The sequence below is a fragment of the Bacillus spongiae genome, from assembly GCF_037120725.1.
Classification (GTDB): domain Bacteria; phylum Bacillota; class Bacilli; order Bacillales; family Bacillaceae_K; genus Bacillus_CI; species Bacillus_CI spongiae.
Genome location: NZ_JBBAXC010000010.1, coordinates 100,694 through 119,047 on the forward strand (window position 1 = coordinate 100,694; position 18,354 = coordinate 119,047).

General features: G+C 35.6%; 20 protein-coding genes. 4 read left to right on the forward strand and 16 right to left on the reverse strand.

The genetic code is table 11. From position 1 onward, the window contains the following. Positions 1-10: 10 nt before the first annotated feature. Together WAK64_RS13165 and WAK64_RS13170 are read right to left on the reverse strand one after the other, a co-directional pair. Positions 11-2,152 carry a DNA topoisomerase III gene (locus WAK64_RS13165; RefSeq protein ID WP_336587447.1) on the reverse strand — a complete coding sequence of 714 codons (2,142 nt, stop codon included), beginning with the start codon at positions 2,150-2,152 and terminating at the stop codon, positions 11-13. An 84-nt stretch (positions 2,153-2,236) separates the two neighbouring features. After that, positions 2,237-2,965: a WecB/TagA/CpsF family glycosyltransferase gene (locus WAK64_RS13170; RefSeq protein WP_336587448.1), complete on the reverse strand. Its 729-nt coding sequence runs from the start codon at positions 2,963-2,965 to the stop codon at positions 2,237-2,239. 402 nt (positions 2,966-3,367) lie between these two features. Here WAK64_RS13170 and WAK64_RS13175 point away from each other — a divergent pair, with 402 nt between their 5' ends. The 3 genes from WAK64_RS13175 to WAK64_RS13185 all read left to right on the forward strand — a co-directional run bounded on the left by WAK64_RS13175 (position 3,368) and on the right by WAK64_RS13185 (position 5,303). Next, positions 3,368-3,688 (forward strand): potassium channel family protein, encoded by a 321-nt coding sequence (locus WAK64_RS13175; protein ID WP_336587449.1) that lies wholly within the window; start codon positions 3,368-3,370, stop codon positions 3,686-3,688. A gap of 674 nt (positions 3,689-4,362) precedes the next feature. Further along, positions 4,363-4,587 carry a DNA-binding protein gene (locus tag WAK64_RS13180; protein ID WP_336587450.1) on the forward strand — a complete coding sequence of 75 codons (225 nt, stop codon included), beginning with the start codon at positions 4,363-4,365 and terminating at the stop codon, positions 4,585-4,587. A 107-nt stretch (positions 4,588-4,694) separates the two neighbouring features. Next, positions 4,695-5,303, forward strand: a complete 609-nt coding sequence (locus WAK64_RS13185; protein WP_336587451.1) for a histidine phosphatase family protein — start codon at positions 4,695-4,697, stop codon at positions 5,301-5,303. A gap of 243 nt (positions 5,304-5,546) precedes the next feature. Here the strand turns inward: WAK64_RS13185 and nadE are convergent, their stop codons facing one another. From nadE to WAK64_RS13225, 8 genes are all read right to left on the reverse strand, one after another. Beyond that, a complete protein-coding gene (gene nadE / locus WAK64_RS13190) occupies positions 5,547-6,380 on the reverse strand; it encodes an ammonia-dependent NAD(+) synthetase (RefSeq protein ID WP_336587452.1) in 834 nt (277 codons plus the stop codon). Further along, entirely contained in the window at positions 6,373-6,861 is a 489-nt protein-coding gene (locus WAK64_RS13195; RefSeq protein ID WP_336587453.1) for an NADAR family protein, read from the reverse strand. Before WAK64_RS13195 ends, nadE begins: the two co-directional genes overlap by 8 nt. Before the next feature lie 61 nt (positions 6,862-6,922). Continuing rightward, on the reverse strand, positions 6,923-7,573 hold the full coding sequence (gene nadD / locus WAK64_RS13200) for a nicotinate (nicotinamide) nucleotide adenylyltransferase (RefSeq protein ID WP_336587454.1): 651 nt from the start codon (positions 7,571-7,573) through the stop codon (positions 6,923-6,925). A 53-nt stretch (positions 7,574-7,626) separates the two neighbouring features. After that, the gene (locus WAK64_RS13205; RefSeq protein ID WP_336587455.1) at positions 7,627-8,730 is read right to left on the reverse strand and encodes a nicotinate phosphoribosyltransferase; all 1,104 of its coding nucleotides are present in this window, start codon (positions 8,728-8,730) and stop codon (positions 7,627-7,629) included. 152 nt (positions 8,731-8,882) lie between these two features. Next, positions 8,883-9,431, reverse strand: a complete 549-nt coding sequence (locus WAK64_RS13210; RefSeq protein WP_336587456.1) for a cysteine hydrolase family protein — start codon at positions 9,429-9,431, stop codon at positions 8,883-8,885. A gap of 78 nt (positions 9,432-9,509) precedes the next feature. Beyond that, positions 9,510-10,331 (reverse strand): NUDIX hydrolase, encoded by an 822-nt coding sequence (locus WAK64_RS13215; protein WP_336587457.1) that lies wholly within the window; start codon positions 10,329-10,331, stop codon positions 9,510-9,512. A 271-nt stretch (positions 10,332-10,602) separates the two neighbouring features. Beyond that, complete coding sequence (locus WAK64_RS13220; protein ID WP_419465948.1) at positions 10,603-11,331, reverse strand: polyphosphate kinase 2 family protein; 729 nt, start codon at positions 11,329-11,331, stop codon at positions 10,603-10,605. Positions 11,332-11,544: 213 nt separating this feature from the next. Beyond that, complete coding sequence (locus WAK64_RS13225; protein ID WP_336587458.1) at positions 11,545-11,991, reverse strand: CotG/ExsB N-terminal domain-containing protein; 447 nt, start codon at positions 11,989-11,991, stop codon at positions 11,545-11,547. Between the two features lie 188 nt (positions 11,992-12,179). Here WAK64_RS13225 and WAK64_RS13230 point away from each other — a divergent pair, with 188 nt between their 5' ends. Next, positions 12,180-13,268 (forward strand): CotH kinase family protein, encoded by a 1,089-nt coding sequence (locus tag WAK64_RS13230; protein WP_336587459.1) that lies wholly within the window; start codon positions 12,180-12,182, stop codon positions 13,266-13,268. Between the two features lie 37 nt (positions 13,269-13,305). Here the strand turns inward: WAK64_RS13230 and WAK64_RS13235 are convergent, their stop codons facing one another. From WAK64_RS13235 to WAK64_RS13260, 6 genes are all read right to left on the reverse strand, one after another. Further along, complete coding sequence (locus WAK64_RS13235; protein ID WP_419465949.1) at positions 13,306-14,406, reverse strand: M24 family metallopeptidase; 1,101 nt, start codon at positions 14,404-14,406, stop codon at positions 13,306-13,308. Positions 14,407-14,616: 210 nt separating this feature from the next. Then, on the reverse strand, positions 14,617-15,513 hold the full coding sequence (locus WAK64_RS13240) for a DUF2268 domain-containing putative Zn-dependent protease (protein WP_336587460.1): 897 nt from the start codon (positions 15,511-15,513) through the stop codon (positions 14,617-14,619). A 618-nt stretch (positions 15,514-16,131) separates the two neighbouring features. Further along, the gene (locus WAK64_RS13245) at positions 16,132-16,341 is read right to left on the reverse strand and encodes a DUF1540 domain-containing protein (protein ID WP_336587461.1); all 210 of its coding nucleotides are present in this window, start codon (positions 16,339-16,341) and stop codon (positions 16,132-16,134) included. Between the two features lie 77 nt (positions 16,342-16,418). Then, positions 16,419-16,634 carry a hypothetical protein gene (locus WAK64_RS13250; RefSeq protein WP_336587462.1) on the reverse strand — a complete coding sequence of 72 codons (216 nt, stop codon included), beginning with the start codon at positions 16,632-16,634 and terminating at the stop codon, positions 16,419-16,421. Positions 16,635-16,740: 106 nt separating this feature from the next. After that, on the reverse strand, positions 16,741-17,193 hold the full coding sequence (locus tag WAK64_RS13255) for an Hsp20/alpha crystallin family protein (protein WP_336587463.1): 453 nt from the start codon (positions 17,191-17,193) through the stop codon (positions 16,741-16,743). 484 nt (positions 17,194-17,677) lie between these two features. Then, positions 17,678-17,923: a hypothetical protein gene (locus tag WAK64_RS13260; RefSeq protein WP_336587464.1), complete on the reverse strand. Its 246-nt coding sequence runs from the start codon at positions 17,921-17,923 to the stop codon at positions 17,678-17,680. Positions 17,924-18,354: the final 431 nt, after the last annotated feature.

The following is an 18,354-nucleotide window of genomic DNA, read 5'->3' on the forward strand; positions in this document are numbered from 1 at the left end:
GGAAACTTCGTTAAAAATCAAATTGAATTTTCTTTTCTTCCTTATTCCACTTCAGGCTTGCGTCAAAGGTCTTTTCCCCTTTTTTTAGTCCTTTTATGACATTTGTTTTCCCTTCTTTTAACAGCTTTTTAGCGTTGGTCTGCGAAACAGTTTTACCTAATATTTTTTTCGATAAAGTAAATCTACATTGCTTTGACTTATATTCACTACAGCCGTAAAAGGTTCCTTTGTCAAGAACTTTTCCACCACAAAGCGGACAAATCCCCACTGATTTACCTAAAGAAAACTTATTAACTGCTTGAATGGAATGAGTATCGATTCCATCAAATTTCCACTTTGTCGCATCTTCTTTAGCATCTTGAATAATTTTGATGGTTAGTTTTTTCACCTGTTCCATAAACGCACCTGGGGAAGCCTTTCCTTCACCGATTTCAAGGAGTCTTTGCTCCCATTTAGCAGTCATTTCTGGGGAGGCAAGAATTTTGTCGCCGATAGCCTCGATGAGTACTTTCGCTTTATTTGTTGCAAAGACTTGGTTTCGTTTAATTTCTACATACTTTCTATCCTTTAACATTGTAATAATTCCCGCACGGGTTGCTTCTGTCCCTAGACCTTCTGTTTTCATTAAAACTTTCTCTAGCTCATCATTCTCTATATGCTTTCCAGCTGTTTTCATTAGCGTAATGAGCTGCCCTTCTGTGTATCTCTTCGGGGGCTGTGTTTTCCCCTCTTTTAACGTAACCTTTTGAACATCTCCCTCCTCCCCCTTTTCAATAGGTGGGAGAATCGTGTCCTTGTCCTTCTCTTTATGAAAAATCACTTTTCGCCATCCTTCTTGAATTTGCTGCTTTCCCTTTGAAATAAATTCTGCTCGACTGTCAACGAGTGTGGATATGGTCGTATAATCAAAGATGGCTTTCTCGTGATGGGCAGCAAGTAAGCGTCGAATAATTAAGTCATATAATTTCTCTTCATCTGCTGACAGTTTACTAGGGTCCTTCACTTGTTCCGTAGGGATAATGGCATAATGATCTGTTACCTTTTTTTCATTTACATAACGTTTATTATGTAAAATAGATGGTTGTGGTAATGGGAAAAATTCTTTATAGTTCCCTATTTCAGCCACCTTTGCTAAAATTTCTGGAAACATCTCCGCTTCGCCTTTCGTTACATAGTTCGAGTCGGAGCGTGGATAGGAAACCAGTCCTTTTTGATACAGCTTTTGCAAAATATCTAACGTTTTCTTAGGTGAGAACGTAAACGCTTTGTTTGCTGTTGCTTGTAAAGAGGATAAATTAAATAATAAGGGGGGCTGATATTCTTTACGCTCTTTTTCAATAGAAGCGACTTTTGCTCTTTTCCCTTGACAAAAGGCAGCAATCTTCTCGCCTAAGCCTTTTTCTTTAATTCGAGAGTCGCCCTTTAGATGCCATTTCCCTTCGTATTTTTTTTGGTCCATATGAAACTTAGCGATGACTTCCCAGAATGGTTCTGATGTAAATTGCTCAATTTCTTTTTCTCGTTTAACGATTAAAGCTAATGTGGGTGTTTGCACACGTCCCGCCGAAAATACATCAGCTATCCCCTTTTCCTTTAACAGTAACGTGTAGGATCTTGATGCATTCATGCCGACCACCCAATCGGCACATGCTCGTGCATACGCCTCATAGTACAAACTTTTCGTTTCACTTTCATCGAGTAATTTTTGAAAGCCCTCTGTAATCGCTTTTGTCGTTAACGAACTAATCCATAGCCTTTTCATTGGTAGCTTAACTTTCGCAAAATGAATAATGTTGCGGACAATTAGTTCTCCTTCTCGTCCTGCATCACCTGCATGAATGATTTCAGTTACTTCTGTTTTCTTCAATAATGATTTTACGAGTTGGAATTGTTTATATTTCGAACGTGTAACTTCATATTGAAAACGATCTGGAATTAGAGGCAAATTGGTAAGTGTCCACTTCTTCCACGAAGCATCATACTTTTCGGGCGCCTGCAATTGTAATAGATGCCCCACCGCCCATGTTACATAAGCACCTTTTGGAAAATAGTGATTAGGCAAAATCTCAATATATCCCTTCCCTTTTTTATGTGGAAACGGCTTAGCCAATGTAGCACCTTGGTCCGGCTTTTCAGCTATGATTAGTTTCATAGAATACTCCTACCTTTATTTAATCTATCTTTCTAACGATTTCTATCGTTACTCGTTTCTATTCTTAATGAAGATACCCTTCTGTTATTTTCTATTAATCTTATTTTTTAATACTGTTAATAAAAAAAGTGGCAGCTTTATGATTCTACGAATTCGTGTAGGCTGGGCAAGTAAGCGATGTAGCCATTCTAGCCCCATTTTTTGAAAAATGATAGGAGCCCTTTTGGCTGTTCCAGCCATGATATCGATCGTCCCACCTATACCAGCACTAACTTTCACAGGTAATTTATGTTTATTTTTGTAAATCCATTTTTCTTGTCTTGGGCAACCTAAGCCTACCATAAGTAAATCGGGCTTCAGCTGTTTAATCTCATTTATTATTTTTTCTTCCTCTTGTTCATTAAAATAGCCATGATGAACGCCTATGATGTTAAGATTACGATATTTTTCTCCCATCCTTCTCTTTGCTTTTTCAGCAACTCCTGGTGCGCCGCCTAGAATGTACACGGACTTTTCCATATCTTTCATAACCTCAAATAAATCAAACATCAAATCACAACCTGGAACCCTTTCTTTAATAGAGTTCTTTTCAAATTTTGAAGCTAACACAACGCCAATCCCATCAGGAACAACAAGTTCTGCCTCATTCAAAATCTTCATGAGCTCCTCATCCTCTTGTGCCTCCATAACGATTTCTGGATTTGGTGTTATTAATAAGTGGTTGTGATCTTCCGTAAGAAAGTTCAACAGTTGACGTAATGCATCTTTTCTTGTTGTATTATCAAATGGAACCCCCAAAACATCTACTTTCATTCTCTAATCTCCTCTTCCAATATCTGTTTCATACACTCTGCAATACTATTTAAATTGGACCGTAATAGCCCACCTATTTTTTATGTAATACTATTTACCATATCATATTTTTTCATTCATTGACTAGAAAGTTCTATAATCTCTTTCGACTAAAGCTCTACAGAAAATGTTCAAGTAATTTGTTCGAAACAATGCTTCACGAATTCCCTTTACAAAAATACTCGATTCAGCTTTATGATTTCTCTTGTTCTTACCACATAGGACAATCTTTATAGGCAATACCGTTACTTTTCTCTTCATCATCGTCTCTATGTTTATATAAAAAAATATGCTACTGTAGTAAAGGCAACTGACATCAAACAACTCAGATTAATGAAATAAACGGATGAAAGTAGGAATAGAATGATATCGTTTTTTATCACCTTAAGCAGAATGACCAAAGCTCTACTTCGAGCAATACACGATAAAGAGTTCCAAGTTCTTTTTTCATTAACCATCGTTACACTTCTATCGGGAACGATATTTTATTCTACAGTAGAAGGCTTCAGTCTAATAGATGCCTTGTATTTTAGTGTTATAACGTTAACAACAGTAGGGTACGGTGACCTATCCCCCCAAACAGATTTTGGTAAAATTTTTACGATTATATATTTAATTGCAGGGGTTGGAATCATATTGGGATTTATTAATAAAATTGCTGATAATATTAGAAAAAAAGATTAACAAAATAGTTGAAATCCTCATCAATAATAAAATGGCTCAAGCATTATGTGTATCAAATGCAAAAAAACCTCATTTTGAAAAGTGAAAAAGAGGGGAGAGTCATCAAATATTCAACGTATAAAAAGCTAAGTGCGATGCGGGAGCACTTAGCTTTTTAAAAAGGAGGTGTATGACTAAACATGGAATACCTTAGATCCAATATTAGTCTATGCTCCTTACATTTGGATGGTTGGACGTTTGTCGTATGTTTCGAAGACTAAATTTTTATTTTCTCAATATTTGATATTGACCTGTTGATGACTAAATTCATCCTTCAGTAAAAAATTTCCAGCACGTTGCACCACAATACCTGGGACTACCTTTACGAAATCACTTCTCTAACGTTTAGTGTGGATGGTCTTAGGTTCGTAGGGTAAGCCCTTGTCGTTTTAAAGTATAGCTAATTACATACTTGACTTCATTTTAGCGCCTTAGAACATTTCTAGGCGTTTATTGTTTTAGGAAAGTTTAGATTTATGTTTATAATATCAAAATATAAATTTACATATATATCCTCATTTGGTATAAAAGAGTTAGAAGGGTCACGATGGGACTACTAACCATCATAGAAAAATACTTCGTAATCAAATAAGCACAAAACCAAGACGCCGTGTAAGCGAAAGGAAACAGAAGTAATGTATAACTTTGAATCAAGGGAAAAGCTGGCAGAGTATTTTAGGAGTGAAGTAGTCAATACTACTGAAGCAACAAAAATCTTGAATTGTACCAGGCAAAACCTTTATAAATTAGTTAAAAAGAATGTATTGAATCCGATCAAAGAAACGTCTAAAGATCGCTTTTTCTGGAAAGCTGATATTTACGCAAGAAAAGAACAGGTAGAGAATAAGAAGAAATTGTAAGGCATCCTTTCAAGGGTGCTCCTTTTATATGTTTTATAAAGCAAAAATCGTTATGCCCAAGTAATAGTTAATGAATTAAAAAGCGAGAGAATATGGAGGCCTCTAATATGAATCAAATAATCTATTTGCTACGTCACGGAGAAACAGTCTTTAATACTCAAGGACGATATCAAGGTGAGCTTGATTCACCTTTAACATTAGAAGGTATTGATCAAGTGAAAAGTATTTCTAGGTTATTAAACTCCGTTATCGATGAACCTAAGGAATGGGATATATTTTCGAGTCCCTTAGGAAGAACGATTCAAAGCACAAAAATTATTTGCGAAACAATAGGTTATGATTTTGACAAGGTTACGATGGATAACAGGCTAAAGGAAGTATCGGTCGGCTCTTGGGCTGGTTTAACCACTAAGGAAATCGAAGCTTCTTGGCCTGAACGATTACAAAATACTGATAGCTACAACTGGTATTTTCATTCGCCGGATGGAGAAAGTTATGATTCTGTCATAGAACGAGCGACCAAATGGCTTGATAGTGTTAAGGATAGAAAGAAAATAATTGTCGTTTCACATGGGTTAATGGGTAGGGTGTTAAGAGGTGTATATAAAAATATGAAGAAAGAGGATGCGCTGAGGCTAGAAGTATCTCAAAATTCATTCTTCAAATTAACAAATCAGAATATTGAGAGATTTTGTTACGAATATGAAGAATTTTAATACATGCTATAGCGAAGGGCTCAAGCACATTTCTAATTACGTTTCTTTTTCAAAAGAAGAAGCCATGTTGAAAATGGCTTCTTTATTAGTGATAAGATAAATTAATTTTATCCAACGTTATACTAGACCGATACTTTAAAAAATGTATTTTCTCCCTCTAAACAGTCTGTGTGGTTCAATCCATTTAGCGACAGCTTTTGAACACAAACACAACAATTGAATCTTACTATCCTTTTTATCTAGTCACTCTTTAATCCACCAATCAGCGAACACTGAAATAGCGGCACTTCGCTTATGCTTAGTTTTTAACCAGTGATGAACAATTTGATTTGCCGCTTTCTCAGAAATTTTCTTTCCTTCAAGGAAGTCATCAATTTCTTCATAAGTAACACGGAGGGCTACCTCATCAGGTAACTGCGGCTTTTCATCCTCTAAATCAGCGGTTGGTGCTTTTAAATACAATTGTTCTGGACATCCTAGCTCTTGAAGTAGCAGCTTTCCCTGCCTTTTATTTAAACGGAATAAAGGAACTAAATCACATGCTCCATCTCCATGTTTAGTAAAGAAACCTGTGACTGCTTCCGAACTATGGTCAGTACCTAAGACCACTCCATTATGATATCCGGCAATGCTATATTGAACTTTCATTCTTTCTCTAGCCTTCTCATTGCCTTTAAGAAAATCAGATATTTTAACACCTGCAACTTTTAACGATTGAACACTTGCATCCACTGCTGGTTTAATATTAATCGTATAAACTTTTGTAGGCTGTATAAATTTAATTGCTAAGTGACAGTCTGACTCATCACCTTGAGTTCCATAAGGTAATCTGACTGCAATGAAAGAATATTGGTCGTCACCTGTTTCGTTGCGAAGCTCATTAATAGCCATTTGCGCAATCTTACCTGTTAGCGTTGAATCTTGACCTCCTGAAATACCTAAGACAAGGGATTTTATTGAGTTATTTTTTAACAAATAATCTTTTAAAAATTGTACGCTTCTTTCAATTTCTTCTCTCGCGTCAATGACCGGCTTGACCCTCATCTCACTTATGATTTCTTTTTGAATACTATCCATCTCTAATCTCCTCCCTTACCTCCATTAATATTTTCCCTAGCATGTTTTTACCTGTCTTCCTTTTTCCGCAACCCCAAAAATAATCATAGGGACTATCTTCTACAAGAACTGCATCCCCAGTTGATTGAAGCAATTCTCTTAAATCTGAATGTTGAGTAAACTTAGCCCTCACTGCTTCTCTCATGACATCAATTCTTCGACTATCCCAGTCGGGGTATATTTTGTATCCTCTATTTGAACCTAACGTTTTTGCGATAGCTGGAGTATGGGCCAACCTTACATGCTCTTGATAAGATATTTCACGATCGTCTTCCACCTCGATCATTACAGAAGGTAAAAACTTCATTGACTGAAAATAGTGCTCATTTGTAGCATACGCTTTCCCTTCTATTACAATAGAGTGGTAACTAAAATTACTAAATTCAAAATAGTCGTTTTTCCAAGAATAAAAATAAATTGTTTTTCCACCTTGTTTTTTCATTGCTCTTTTTTCCTCCCAGACTACCTATTTACAGTGTGTAAGCTTAGAACAATAGCAGTCTCTACGTTTTTTGTTTACTTTTCTCTTTACTACTCTCTGAACCATACAATCCATTGTTTTGAATATACGTGTAACATTTTTCTGGCAATAAGTATCTCGGTTCCCCGCCCCTATTAAATTCTTCTCTAATGTAGGAAGAGCTTATTTCCATTGCCAACCCTTTATCAATTAAGTGAAATGTGGAACCGTCATCGTGATTTCTTAATAGAGGAGAGCGACTAATGGTTTTTAGCATGTCAATTCCCTCCCTAGCCATTACAATAAATTGATTCTCTTCAATCAGCTTTTCACTGTTATCCCATTTCCCATCCCCTATATCGACTAATAAATCCGCTCCCATCATAAAATAGAGTTCATCTTCAGGGTAACATTTTTTGAAATATTTCATTGTTGAATACGTATCGATATTCCATGCTTCTTGGTGCATTTCATAATCACTCATGACAAATGTAGAATTATTTTCTAGTGCTAACTCAACTAATGCTTTCCTATTAATATCTGATGTTTTCATTTTTTTATCTCTTCTACGATTAGAACACGGTAAAAAAATAACTTGGTCTAATTTACAGCGGTGAGCAATCGTACTTGCCGTCCAAAGATGCACATTTGTTATTGGATCAAAGGACGATCCATATATTCCAATCCTTCTCACTGTTCGTCACTCCCTTAGTTCTCCGTATTTCTTTCACTTACGTGTGGCTTGCTTTATCCAAATATTTTCAACTCTACTCTTTTTAATCTTGGATTCGGATTTAATCTTCTTCCTTGTTTCGCTTCATGCTTCCCATTTATGAGTACATTATCTCCTGTAAAACCAATATTTACTTTAAGCAAGGAACCTCCTACCCCATATACATCTACTCCTGCATTAGCTGCTTCAAACTTCCTTATTCTCTCTGCCGTAAATCCACCGCTTACAACAATTTTTACGTGATGAAATGCTTCTTTATTTAATGCTTGTCGTAATGCCTTAATCAACGGTACATTTACCCCCCTTGGATCAAATGATCCCAATTCACTTTGATTTCTCATAAAATACTTATCAATCATTGTTTTCGATGTATCTACTCTAACCCCTTTTAAATCTTTACCAAACTCTCTTGCTACTTTTAATGAATCCGTTATGACGTCGTTATTATAATCAACCAATGCAATTAATCCATCTTCAGGAAACGTTTCTTTATAAGCTCTACAAGCCTTCACCACATCTCCGTCAAACATTTGAATCAAGGCGTGTGGCATAGTCCCTAATCCCTTCTCTCCCCACCACTCATTCATTGCATGGGTTGCTTGAGCTGACATACCTCCAATGTAAGCGGCATATCCATCACCTGATTGATTACTGAAATGGTCATCCCTATCTCCCATGAAAATTACCTGTTTTTCTTTAGCAGATGTAATCACTCGATAAACATTTGTCGCTACACTCGTTCGTCTAGCTAGAATACCATCAATAATTCCCTCTAAAAATCCAAATGTATGGTACTTCCCTTTCACAGTTAGAACAGTTTCAAATGGTTTAACCTTATCACCGTCGAATAACGCTTGTATTTCTAAATCTTCAGGGCTCTCTGCAAAGGTATGAAGTAATGCAATAGCTTCATCAATTCCACATAGGATAGCTTCTTCTTTCTGAAAAAACTGCATAGTAACTATCTGTTCAGACTTATACTTTTTTGCAATTTCCTTCGTTTTTAAAAAATACACAGCGGAATACCATCCATCTCCAACTCGTTCGTCAAATTTAAAGGTCTTGTTTGTTAAACGGTCGATTTCCCCTTTTATTTTTAATTGGATTTCTTTCGGCATTCTCTATCCCTCCAATAATATGAAATGTTTTATCAATTAACTTTTGAACACTCTTTTACAGAAATATAATCTTTGACTTTGTTTTTTTGAAAGAAACTATGCTTTATTTTTTAAGGTAAAATCTTTCCTCATCTCATCTGATCATACAGCACCTACACGATTGTGGCTCCTAGTACTTTTTCATAATGTTCTAATGCCCACTCATGACCGACATGATTAAAGCTAGCCACTGCATCTTTATGAATCACTACTTTGTAGCCCTTATTAAATGCTTCAATTGCTGTATGCAAGCAGCATATATCTGAGGTGACTCCAACAATGTGAATTTCTTCAATTCCTCTTTCTCTTAGTTTCACATCTAAATCTGTACCTAAAAATGCATTGTATCGAGTTTTGCTCAAATAATAGACATTTTCTACGTCTTTAATTTCTTTATAGTAAGCATTTAATTGACCGTATAGTTCTACTCCATTTGTCCCTTTTATATTGTGAGCAGGAAACAAGGATGTTTCAGGGTGATAGTTATCATTCCTTTGATGGGTATCTATGGCAAAGACGACATAGTCACCACATTCAACAAACTGCTTTGTCACCCCGACGATGCTTTCTTCAATCTCTTGAGCGGCTTTTCCACAAGTTAATGATCCATCATCTGCTACAAAGTCGTAAGTATAATCAATATTTATCAAGGCTCTTTTCATTTCTAAACACTCCTTTTTTATTAATAACCTTACAATTAACAATTAACATATTGTTAATTGTTGATCACAAAAATTAAATTAATACTTTGCTGAATAAATTGACCTAACAAATTCCTCTTCATTAATGTCTTTAAATTTATATAATTGCGATGGCGTTTTTGAATTTCTTTGGCTTTTTTTTAAGCTGCCATCTCTTTGTTTGACTACCTCTATAAACGGTAATTTACCTATTTTTCTAGAAAATGCTGAATCCTCTTTTACAACAGGCTCGTTAATAACTAATTGCAACAGTACTCTTAACTCACTTGCGGTAAACTCCTTCGGTAAAAAATGCTTGGCTACTGTTGTTTCTGCAATATCTCTTTTTATTATTTTAATGGCGTCTTCAATTATTTTCATATGATCAAAAGATAGCGATAAAGAGAATACCTCTTTCAAGGTAAACAGTTCCACTTCAATAGCATCATCCGCTGCTTTTCTGTTAGCTAAATATCTTTCAGGCACAATCGCATAATGAGCATTAGAAATAATCCAACCTCTTGGGTCTCTTCCTGGTTTGTCATACACACCGAAATGTTTCAAATGTAATCCTTTTACTCCTGTTTCCTCGGCCAATTCTCTAAGTGCAGCATCATATCCCCCTGCTTCATTATGAGATACAAATCCACCTGGAAGTGCCCATTTTCCCCCTTCAATATTAGGCTTTTCCTCTGCATTTACTAAAGCTCTTTTTATTAACATGATCTTGAGCTCCATTATTGGTGGTTTGTATTCTTGTTTCTTTTCTGATGTAATGGTGAAAATCGCAATATCTGAGGTATACCCATCAGGTGTTACAAATTCATTCACGTTATATTCTCTAAGTGCATCTTCACTTTTGACATGATTATTTCCATTCATTTTCCACAACTCCACCTAACTAAACTTTCTAAAGTAAATCCATATTTCAAGGTTTTTATAATTAACATATTGTTAATTATTATTTATTAGGTTAATCTTACCATCAACGATTCAGCATTGCAAGTTTTTTTCATTAAAAAGAATGAAATTTTTGGATTTATTATACAGGAATCCCCTTCTTCTACCTACAATATTTTCAAGTAATATTTACGCAACAAAAAAACTCTATCCAACTGTTGAATAGAGTTTTGGTCCAAAATATAGAGATAACTTAAAGGGAGATTCCTCTATTTATACACTCTCGCTCAATACGTTCTGTAATTAACCTTAAACATTTTATACGAGCAAACCGCTTATCTTCCCCTTCAATAACATTCCATGGGGATGCCTTTGTCGATGTTCGATCAAGCATCTCTTCAACCGCTACCTCATATTCATTCCATTTATCACGATTTCGCCAATCCTCTTCTGTTATTTTCCAGTGTTTAAGTGGGTCCTCTTGGCGTTCTTTAAATCGCTTAATTTGTTCTTCTCTAGAAATGTGAAACCAAAATTTCATTACAATATAATTCCTACCGGATAAATACAATTCAAAATGATTAATTTCTTCATAGGCCATCTTCCACTCGTCTTCGCTTGCGAACCCTTCAACTCGTTCGACAAGAACTCTTCCGTACCAAGAGCGATCAAAAATACCAATTTTCCCGTATTTAGGTATACGACTCCAAAATCGGTGGAAATAGGGATACTGTTTTTCTTCCAGAGTAGGGGCACTCGTTGCATGAACTTCAAAACCTCGTGGATCAATACTTTGTGTTATCCGCTTAATTGCTCCACCTTTACCGCCTGCATCCCAGCCCTCAAAAACAAGAATACAGCCTAATTTGTGATCAACAAGCTTCCTTTGTAACCCTAGTAGTTTTAATTGATATTTTTTTAGTTCTTTCTTATATTCTTGTTTACTCACAATCTTTTGGTTTAAATCTAGTTCTGCAAGCATCTATGCATTCACCCTCCATTATTTCTATTTAATTTTATGATGATAGATTTCTTCAACAAACCTCTTTTTCCTTTATTAATAACAAAGTTTTTTCGTAATGAACATTCGTATTGAAGAGAAAATAGTTCCCTTTCATCCTTATGTCTTTATTGCCCTTTCTATACTTTGAAACAATAAGAAAAGTGTAGAGGGAATTCCTCTACACTTTTCTTATTATAGCTCTCTTCGGTATCTCCACATGCTTCCTTCTTTCCAATAGCGATGTTCCGTTCTGCCTCTTCGCTTGCGCCTGCCACTTTTACTCTTTGAGCGATAAATATTTGATTCTTTATAGCTCTTGCCTTCTCCAGCCCCTTGATTTTCGCTTTCATTTTCCCATTGAGCCTCGTTTTTATCTGCCGGTTGACTCGAACGGTCTTCCACATTTTCTGGGCTACTGGATCGCTCTGAGTGACCTGTTGTGACATCTCCACTACGTGATGACTGCGAACGACCTGTTACAGGGCTTTCATTATCCGGCTCCTCCGAACTTTGTGAGCTCTCTGAACTGGCTTCAGTAAGGCGGTTTCCTCTCGGTTCACCAAATAAAAAACGGTGGAAATCACCTTCTTTCATATCATCAACAGCTTCTCGAATATCTTCCTCCTGATATTCACTCATCGTAACACCTCCATTTTTGAAAATGGGATGGCTTACATAGGATAGCCTCCCCTTAAAATAGTTTACGTACCAAGTCCATTTTTGACTGTGACAAACGCTGAGAAATAGCAATTTCTTTCTGAAGTTGTGACCTACCATCGACAGCTAACATAAAATTTAACGACTACCTCTCTACAAGGAGGAACTACATGGCAATTCGAAATCTCCCTACTTATCACCTTCATTTCCATCCATTAGACTTATTTGAACTTCGTTCCGACATTTGGAGTGAAGTACCTGTTCAAGCAACTTTAAAAAATCGTAAAAAAAAGCTGCAAGTAGACGTCGTATATCGAGGCTCACATATAAGAAAGTTCAAAAAAAAATCGTATCATATTCAATTTTACAAGCCGAAAACCTTCAAAGGTGTGAAGGAGCTACATTTAAATTCAGAGTTTAATGATCCCTCATTACTCAGAAATAAATTATCATTAGATTTTTTTTCTCAACTAGGAATTCTTTCTCCTAAATCACATCATATGGCCTTAAACATAAATTCAAATTACGAAGGTGTATATTTGGCTTTAGAATCAGTGGATGAACACTTTCTAAAAGACAGGTGCTTACCACCTGGTGCAATCTATTATGCGGTCAATGATGATGCAAATTTTTCTTTAATGAGTGAAATTGATCAAGATGTGAAGAAAAGCTTAAAAGTTGGCTACGAAAGAAAGTGTGGTCATAAAGCTGATGATTTAGCACTTGAAAAATTCATTTACAATATTAATTCTACGCCACCAGCAAAATTTGAAGAGATGATTAGTAAACATTTACACGTAGAACAATATTTAAAGTGGCTAGCTGGAATCGTATGTGTACAAAATTTTGACGGTTTTGTACACAATTATGCTTTGTATTACAATCGTAAAAATCATTTATTTCAATTAATTCCTTGGGATTATGATGCAACGTGGGGACGAGATGTGAATGGAAAAGATTTGCACCCTGAATATGTTCGAATTGAAGGATTTAATACCTTATCTGCAAGACTGTTAGCCGTTCCGACATACCGAAGACACTATCATGAAATTCTGACGTCCATTTTAGAGACAGAATTTACTACAAGAAACATGGAAACAAAGATATCTAGTTTACAAGAACAAATTTGCCCGTATGTTCAGAAAGATCCATACTTAAAAGACAAAGCACATATGTTTTTGAATGAGGCTGAATTAATTTTAACGTTTATAAAAAAAAGAAATGCTTATTTAAAAAAGGAATTAAAAAAATTACAATAAAAAAACAGACTCTTCATTAGAGTCTGTTTCAATTCGTTTATACAATCACTTGTAGATTTTTTGGATATTTCGTTAAAATTTCATGGCCCTCTTTTGTGACTAAAACGTCGTCTTCTATTCGAACGCCGCCTATAGTAGCGTCGTAAATACCTGGTTCAATTGTATAAACCATTCCCTCTTTCAATATACTTTCATTATTTTGACTCATCGATGGGGACTCATGAACATTGATTCCTAAGCCATGACCGATTCGATGTGGAAAAAGGTCACCATATCCGTTCTCTTCAATGATGTTTCTCGCTGTAATATCTAAATCGCCTACTCGTGTTCCAGGTTTTGAAATGGAAAGAGAGGCCATTTGTGCCTTTAAAACAACCTCGTAAATGGCTTTTTGCTTTTCATTAACCTCTCCAAAAACGACTGTTCGTGAAATATCCGAGCAGTATCCATCTAAAACTACACCTAAATCAAATAAAACAAAGTCTCCTTTGCTTAATCTACGATGACCAGGGTTACCATGCGGCTCCCCAGACTTCTCACCGAATAAAACAATGGTTGAAAAAGACATGTGACGAACACCCTTTTTCTTCAGTTCATATTCAATCTCAGCCACTACTTCCAATTCAGTGACCCCTTCTTTTAATGCCTTTACGCCCACTTCTACACCGAAATCTGCAAGCAGAGCAGCTCTACGGATAATGTTAACCTCAGCTTCTGACTTAACTACCCTCATGTTGTTTAGCTTCTCTTCAATTGAAACAATAGTAGGCGATGAAAACAACGATTGAAATGATTCTCCTCTCTCATAAGAAAGAGTCCCTTTCTCAAAAGAGATAGTCTTAGCATCGCTGATTCTGCGACTATTCACTGCTTTTTGCAAAAGACTCCAAGGATCTTCATGATCCTCATAACCGATGATTTCATGCTCCCACCCTGCTGCCTTCGCTTGGCTCACTTCCATACTCGGAACGATCATTAATGGCTCAGTTTTAGAAAAAAGTAGAACTCCGGCTAAACGTTCATGTGGATCTATGTAAAAGTTAGTTAAGTAAAATATATTTTCTGTAGAATTAATAAAAGCTGCATCAATTTGAAACTCTGTTAAATACTGTTGTAGCACTTGTAATCGATTAATCATGGTTTCTCCTCCAATTAAAAATGTATTCCACTCTCTTAGAATATCATAAAATCTTCTTTTGGATTTATGTCGCGGGGTAAGATTCGATTCATCGTCTTAAATAAACGATAAATAGGCACTCTATGTAGACATTTGTAAAAAGGTTAACAAACATTAAGTCATGTTTGTTAATGTTATTATCCTTCGTTAATGTGAGGTTTGATAAACAGATTATATCGAAAATAGTCCACAATTAGTTATTATTTTATCTGAACTGAGTAAGGATGCTTCACTTATGCCCACATTATTAACTTTCATAAAAGACTGTACAGCATGGTATCCTACCGCATAGCCTGTAAATGGGGCTAAACCAACAGGTTGGTAACCTTGTTCTTGAGCAATGCGGTCACCAAACATGTAACTGCTAACCTCTGCAAAACCTTTAACATCTAATAAATCATTTATTACTTCTATTGAATAGTCTAACTCCTCTTTATCAAAAGAAGTTACCCAAGGGCCTAAAAGATTTTCTCCATAAAGTTCCTTTGCAAAAGACTCCGCTAAGCCTTCTATTATTAAGTAATCACCAAGTGTTACATTCCCATAGTCCCAATCAAAATATGAAAAACGAAGGTTATGATGAAATTCATGTGCAATAACGGCAGGAAGCCTTGGAATATTATAAGAGTTTGGATACATAGATACTTGAATAAAACCTGGAATTCCTCCAAATCCACAATAACCTTTATGTAATTCGAGCTTTTTTGGGTCAGCTATATACACTCCAAATCTCAATTCATCAGCATTTACCTTTAAATTATTCTCATCAATAAACTTAACGCAATCATTCAAAGAGCTATGTGCGGTTTGAAGAGCATGTACTTCTGTTAATTTCTTTAACGCCTGTTTCCCAATTTCGGTATCCGATACGTTAAGGTACCCAAGCATATTTGTAGCCATTAATACATCATACCCATTTGGTTGCTGTGCTTTTAATGGAACATTTATCGTGCTCCACATCTTTTCAAACGGTTTCATCATGGAGTACCGATAATAATCTTCTCTACCTTCCTCAATTGAAAACAATGTTTCATATTGTTCAAGTGTCTCTTCCATTATTATTTTCATTGTAACCACCTAATTTTAATTATCTGTGAAATCTTTATTGCCTCACCCATGTACTTTGCCAAACCTTACTATACTAATTAATATTTTAGGTAAAGCATTCATCTTCAATATAGAGTTAACCTAATCTAAAAAACAATAACAATTCATCAAAAAAAGTTATGCCATTCGATACTTTTCACTTGTGCTACTTGAGATTCGGTAGATTGAAAGAGTGAAAGATTCATATGAGTATAGCCCTGAAGCTAGGAACGGAACCTGAACTTAACGATTGCTATTTATTTTGTACCTCCTTCAATTGCCACTATAAATTATTACGTAACGTAAGAGTCAATAAATAGGGGTTTTTTTACGGAGAGGGCGACGATAAATTTAGACAGATTTTTAAAGGAGACTTTGATTGAGGGTTTTAAGATTTCCACACTTTTATCCAATTTACCGAAGGTAGGTGCATCAATTTCTTTCAGGAATCTTTATAATTATTTGAACCAAAATTAGCCATAGTTCCTAGAACTCGTTATGAACTACTCATTCAAGAAATTACACCCATCTCATAGTAGCGAGACCAAAACCTACAACAGAAAAATACAACAAATAAAAAAGACATCCATTCACGAATGTCTATTTTTTAGGTTGAAAGGTCTTACAACATGTTTCCGCAGATGTATCAGCATAATCCTGATGAAAAAACTCACCTAATTCGACCGCCATCTCATAGGAATGGTCAGCGTGAGCATCTAAATCCACTTGAATACGATCTGCTGTACATTGGTTTCCCTTTCCCCAATACGTGCAATTTGAGATTGAGCATTTTACCTCTACTTTTGCCATATGTTACAACACCTTCCGTCTATTTCCTTTTAGTCTACCTAAAAAGAAATCATTCTATACATCGGAAAGCGTCGTATTTACTGACCCCCTGAGTCATTAGAACCAGGATTACTATGATTACTATAATGACTACTATGCCTATTATGATTGATTGCTATATGAGCTTCTACATATGCTTGGTCCTCATTATCATTTTGCGCTCGTTGTTGACTATATTTTTTTCCCTTCCAATCATGCCATCCTGCGTAAATAAGAACGAGTAAAAATGGAGTAAGCAATATAATCCAAATCATATATCTTCTTCCCCCTAACAATGTCGTGTGATTTTACAGTGCTGACTATTAAGTAAGCACTCTCCCTATACTCTTTATTACGTATATAATGGCAAAAGGTTTCATTTTATAGATGAATATCAATTTCTGTATAGTGATGGTCCCAATCCTTCACCATTTTTACTTCTAAAACACCGTCACGATATACCGCTTTTCCTCCATTTCGTTTTACTGTACAAGGTAAAATTACTTGCTCGCGATTTCCATCTTCAGGGTAGTTAACTATGGTCGCTCGATTTGACGTATAAAACACTTTAATACGTTTAGGATTTACTTCAGTTGAATCAATCGGAATCCGAATATATACATCCTCGTGTGTTTCAAAAACAGTGTAACTTTCTGTCTTACTTTCTGAGTCTTTTTCATCCTCATCTCGATCATAACCACCAAACAACGATTTTGGATCAAACGATAAATTTTTTTCCATTATATCCTTCATTTGTGATTGAAGATTAAAGGGGTTTGCGTCTTTCATCATCTTAAAAGGGTTAAATCCGTTAAAGCCTCCAAACGGTCCCATCGTCACCCTCCTTTACTTAGTCTTTTCTTTAGTTTATGCACTTAAAAAGAAAAGGACTAAACTCCATTTAAAATAAAAATTGATACGTATTTACTACTACGCCTAGGTGGCAAAAACAAGTAGTATGATTTCTAGTCGCAGCATCGGAATACCTTTTGAAAAATGGAGGGTAACATTGAGTATAATAACAAATAAAAAAAAGGCTTCTCAGCCCTATCATTACCGTATTACTTACTACAATTAATTTGGAGGTTCACTATGTTTTGTCTATGATAGCATGGGAGATAAGTGTTCGTTGTAAAAGCTTCTATTTGCTCACCAGTCATTACTGAACGTATAGTCGTCTTCTGCGTTCCTCACGCCTTATTACGAAAATGACCTCATATAAGTATGGCCAACTACTCCCCTATAATTACTCTCTAGTTCCTCCTTTAAGTAAGTGACAATCATATTCAATTGTTTCTTATTGTAGAGAACCTTCCATTTAGTACTTTGTTTTTAAACATTTAATGACAAATCTTATTACAAGGATGATGAGAACCACTTGAACGATTAACGCGAAAATTAGAACAACAATAGTAGGAACCACCACGACACCATACCATATTTCACCAAAACCTAATACGATTAACGTTGCAATAATCAAAAGGGTATTTGAAAATAAAGCCCACCCAAGAGCAGACCCTACTCCTTCGCACGCACAACAACTTTTCTCTTCTTTACTCGTCACCAAGTTCACCCCACTTATTATTTTTCAATTACTATACGAGGACACTTCTACATTATGAGTAGGATTCGATAATTATGCTTAAGCGAAATTGAAAAAAGTGAAGATATTCATTTGGATGATCCTGTTTTCTACGTAATACAGTGTTGTTGTAAATCAATAGTAGGACTTCTCTTGTTTCCGCTTTCAACGACTACATCCACCCTTTATTTCCTTATGATTGTTACTGCTGTAGCATATGGAATTTTTTGATGGTAATGTCATTCGCACCTTTAATTCTAATCAATTCTTTCTTCGTATGGCGAAATAAGCATTATTCATACAACATTTACGAGGTTAACTATTTTACTTAACGTTCTTACATCAAAATTAAGTTGTAATTAGATTCCGTCTGAGGACGGAAATGAATCCGTTCCGTAGTTCGTTTCAATAGC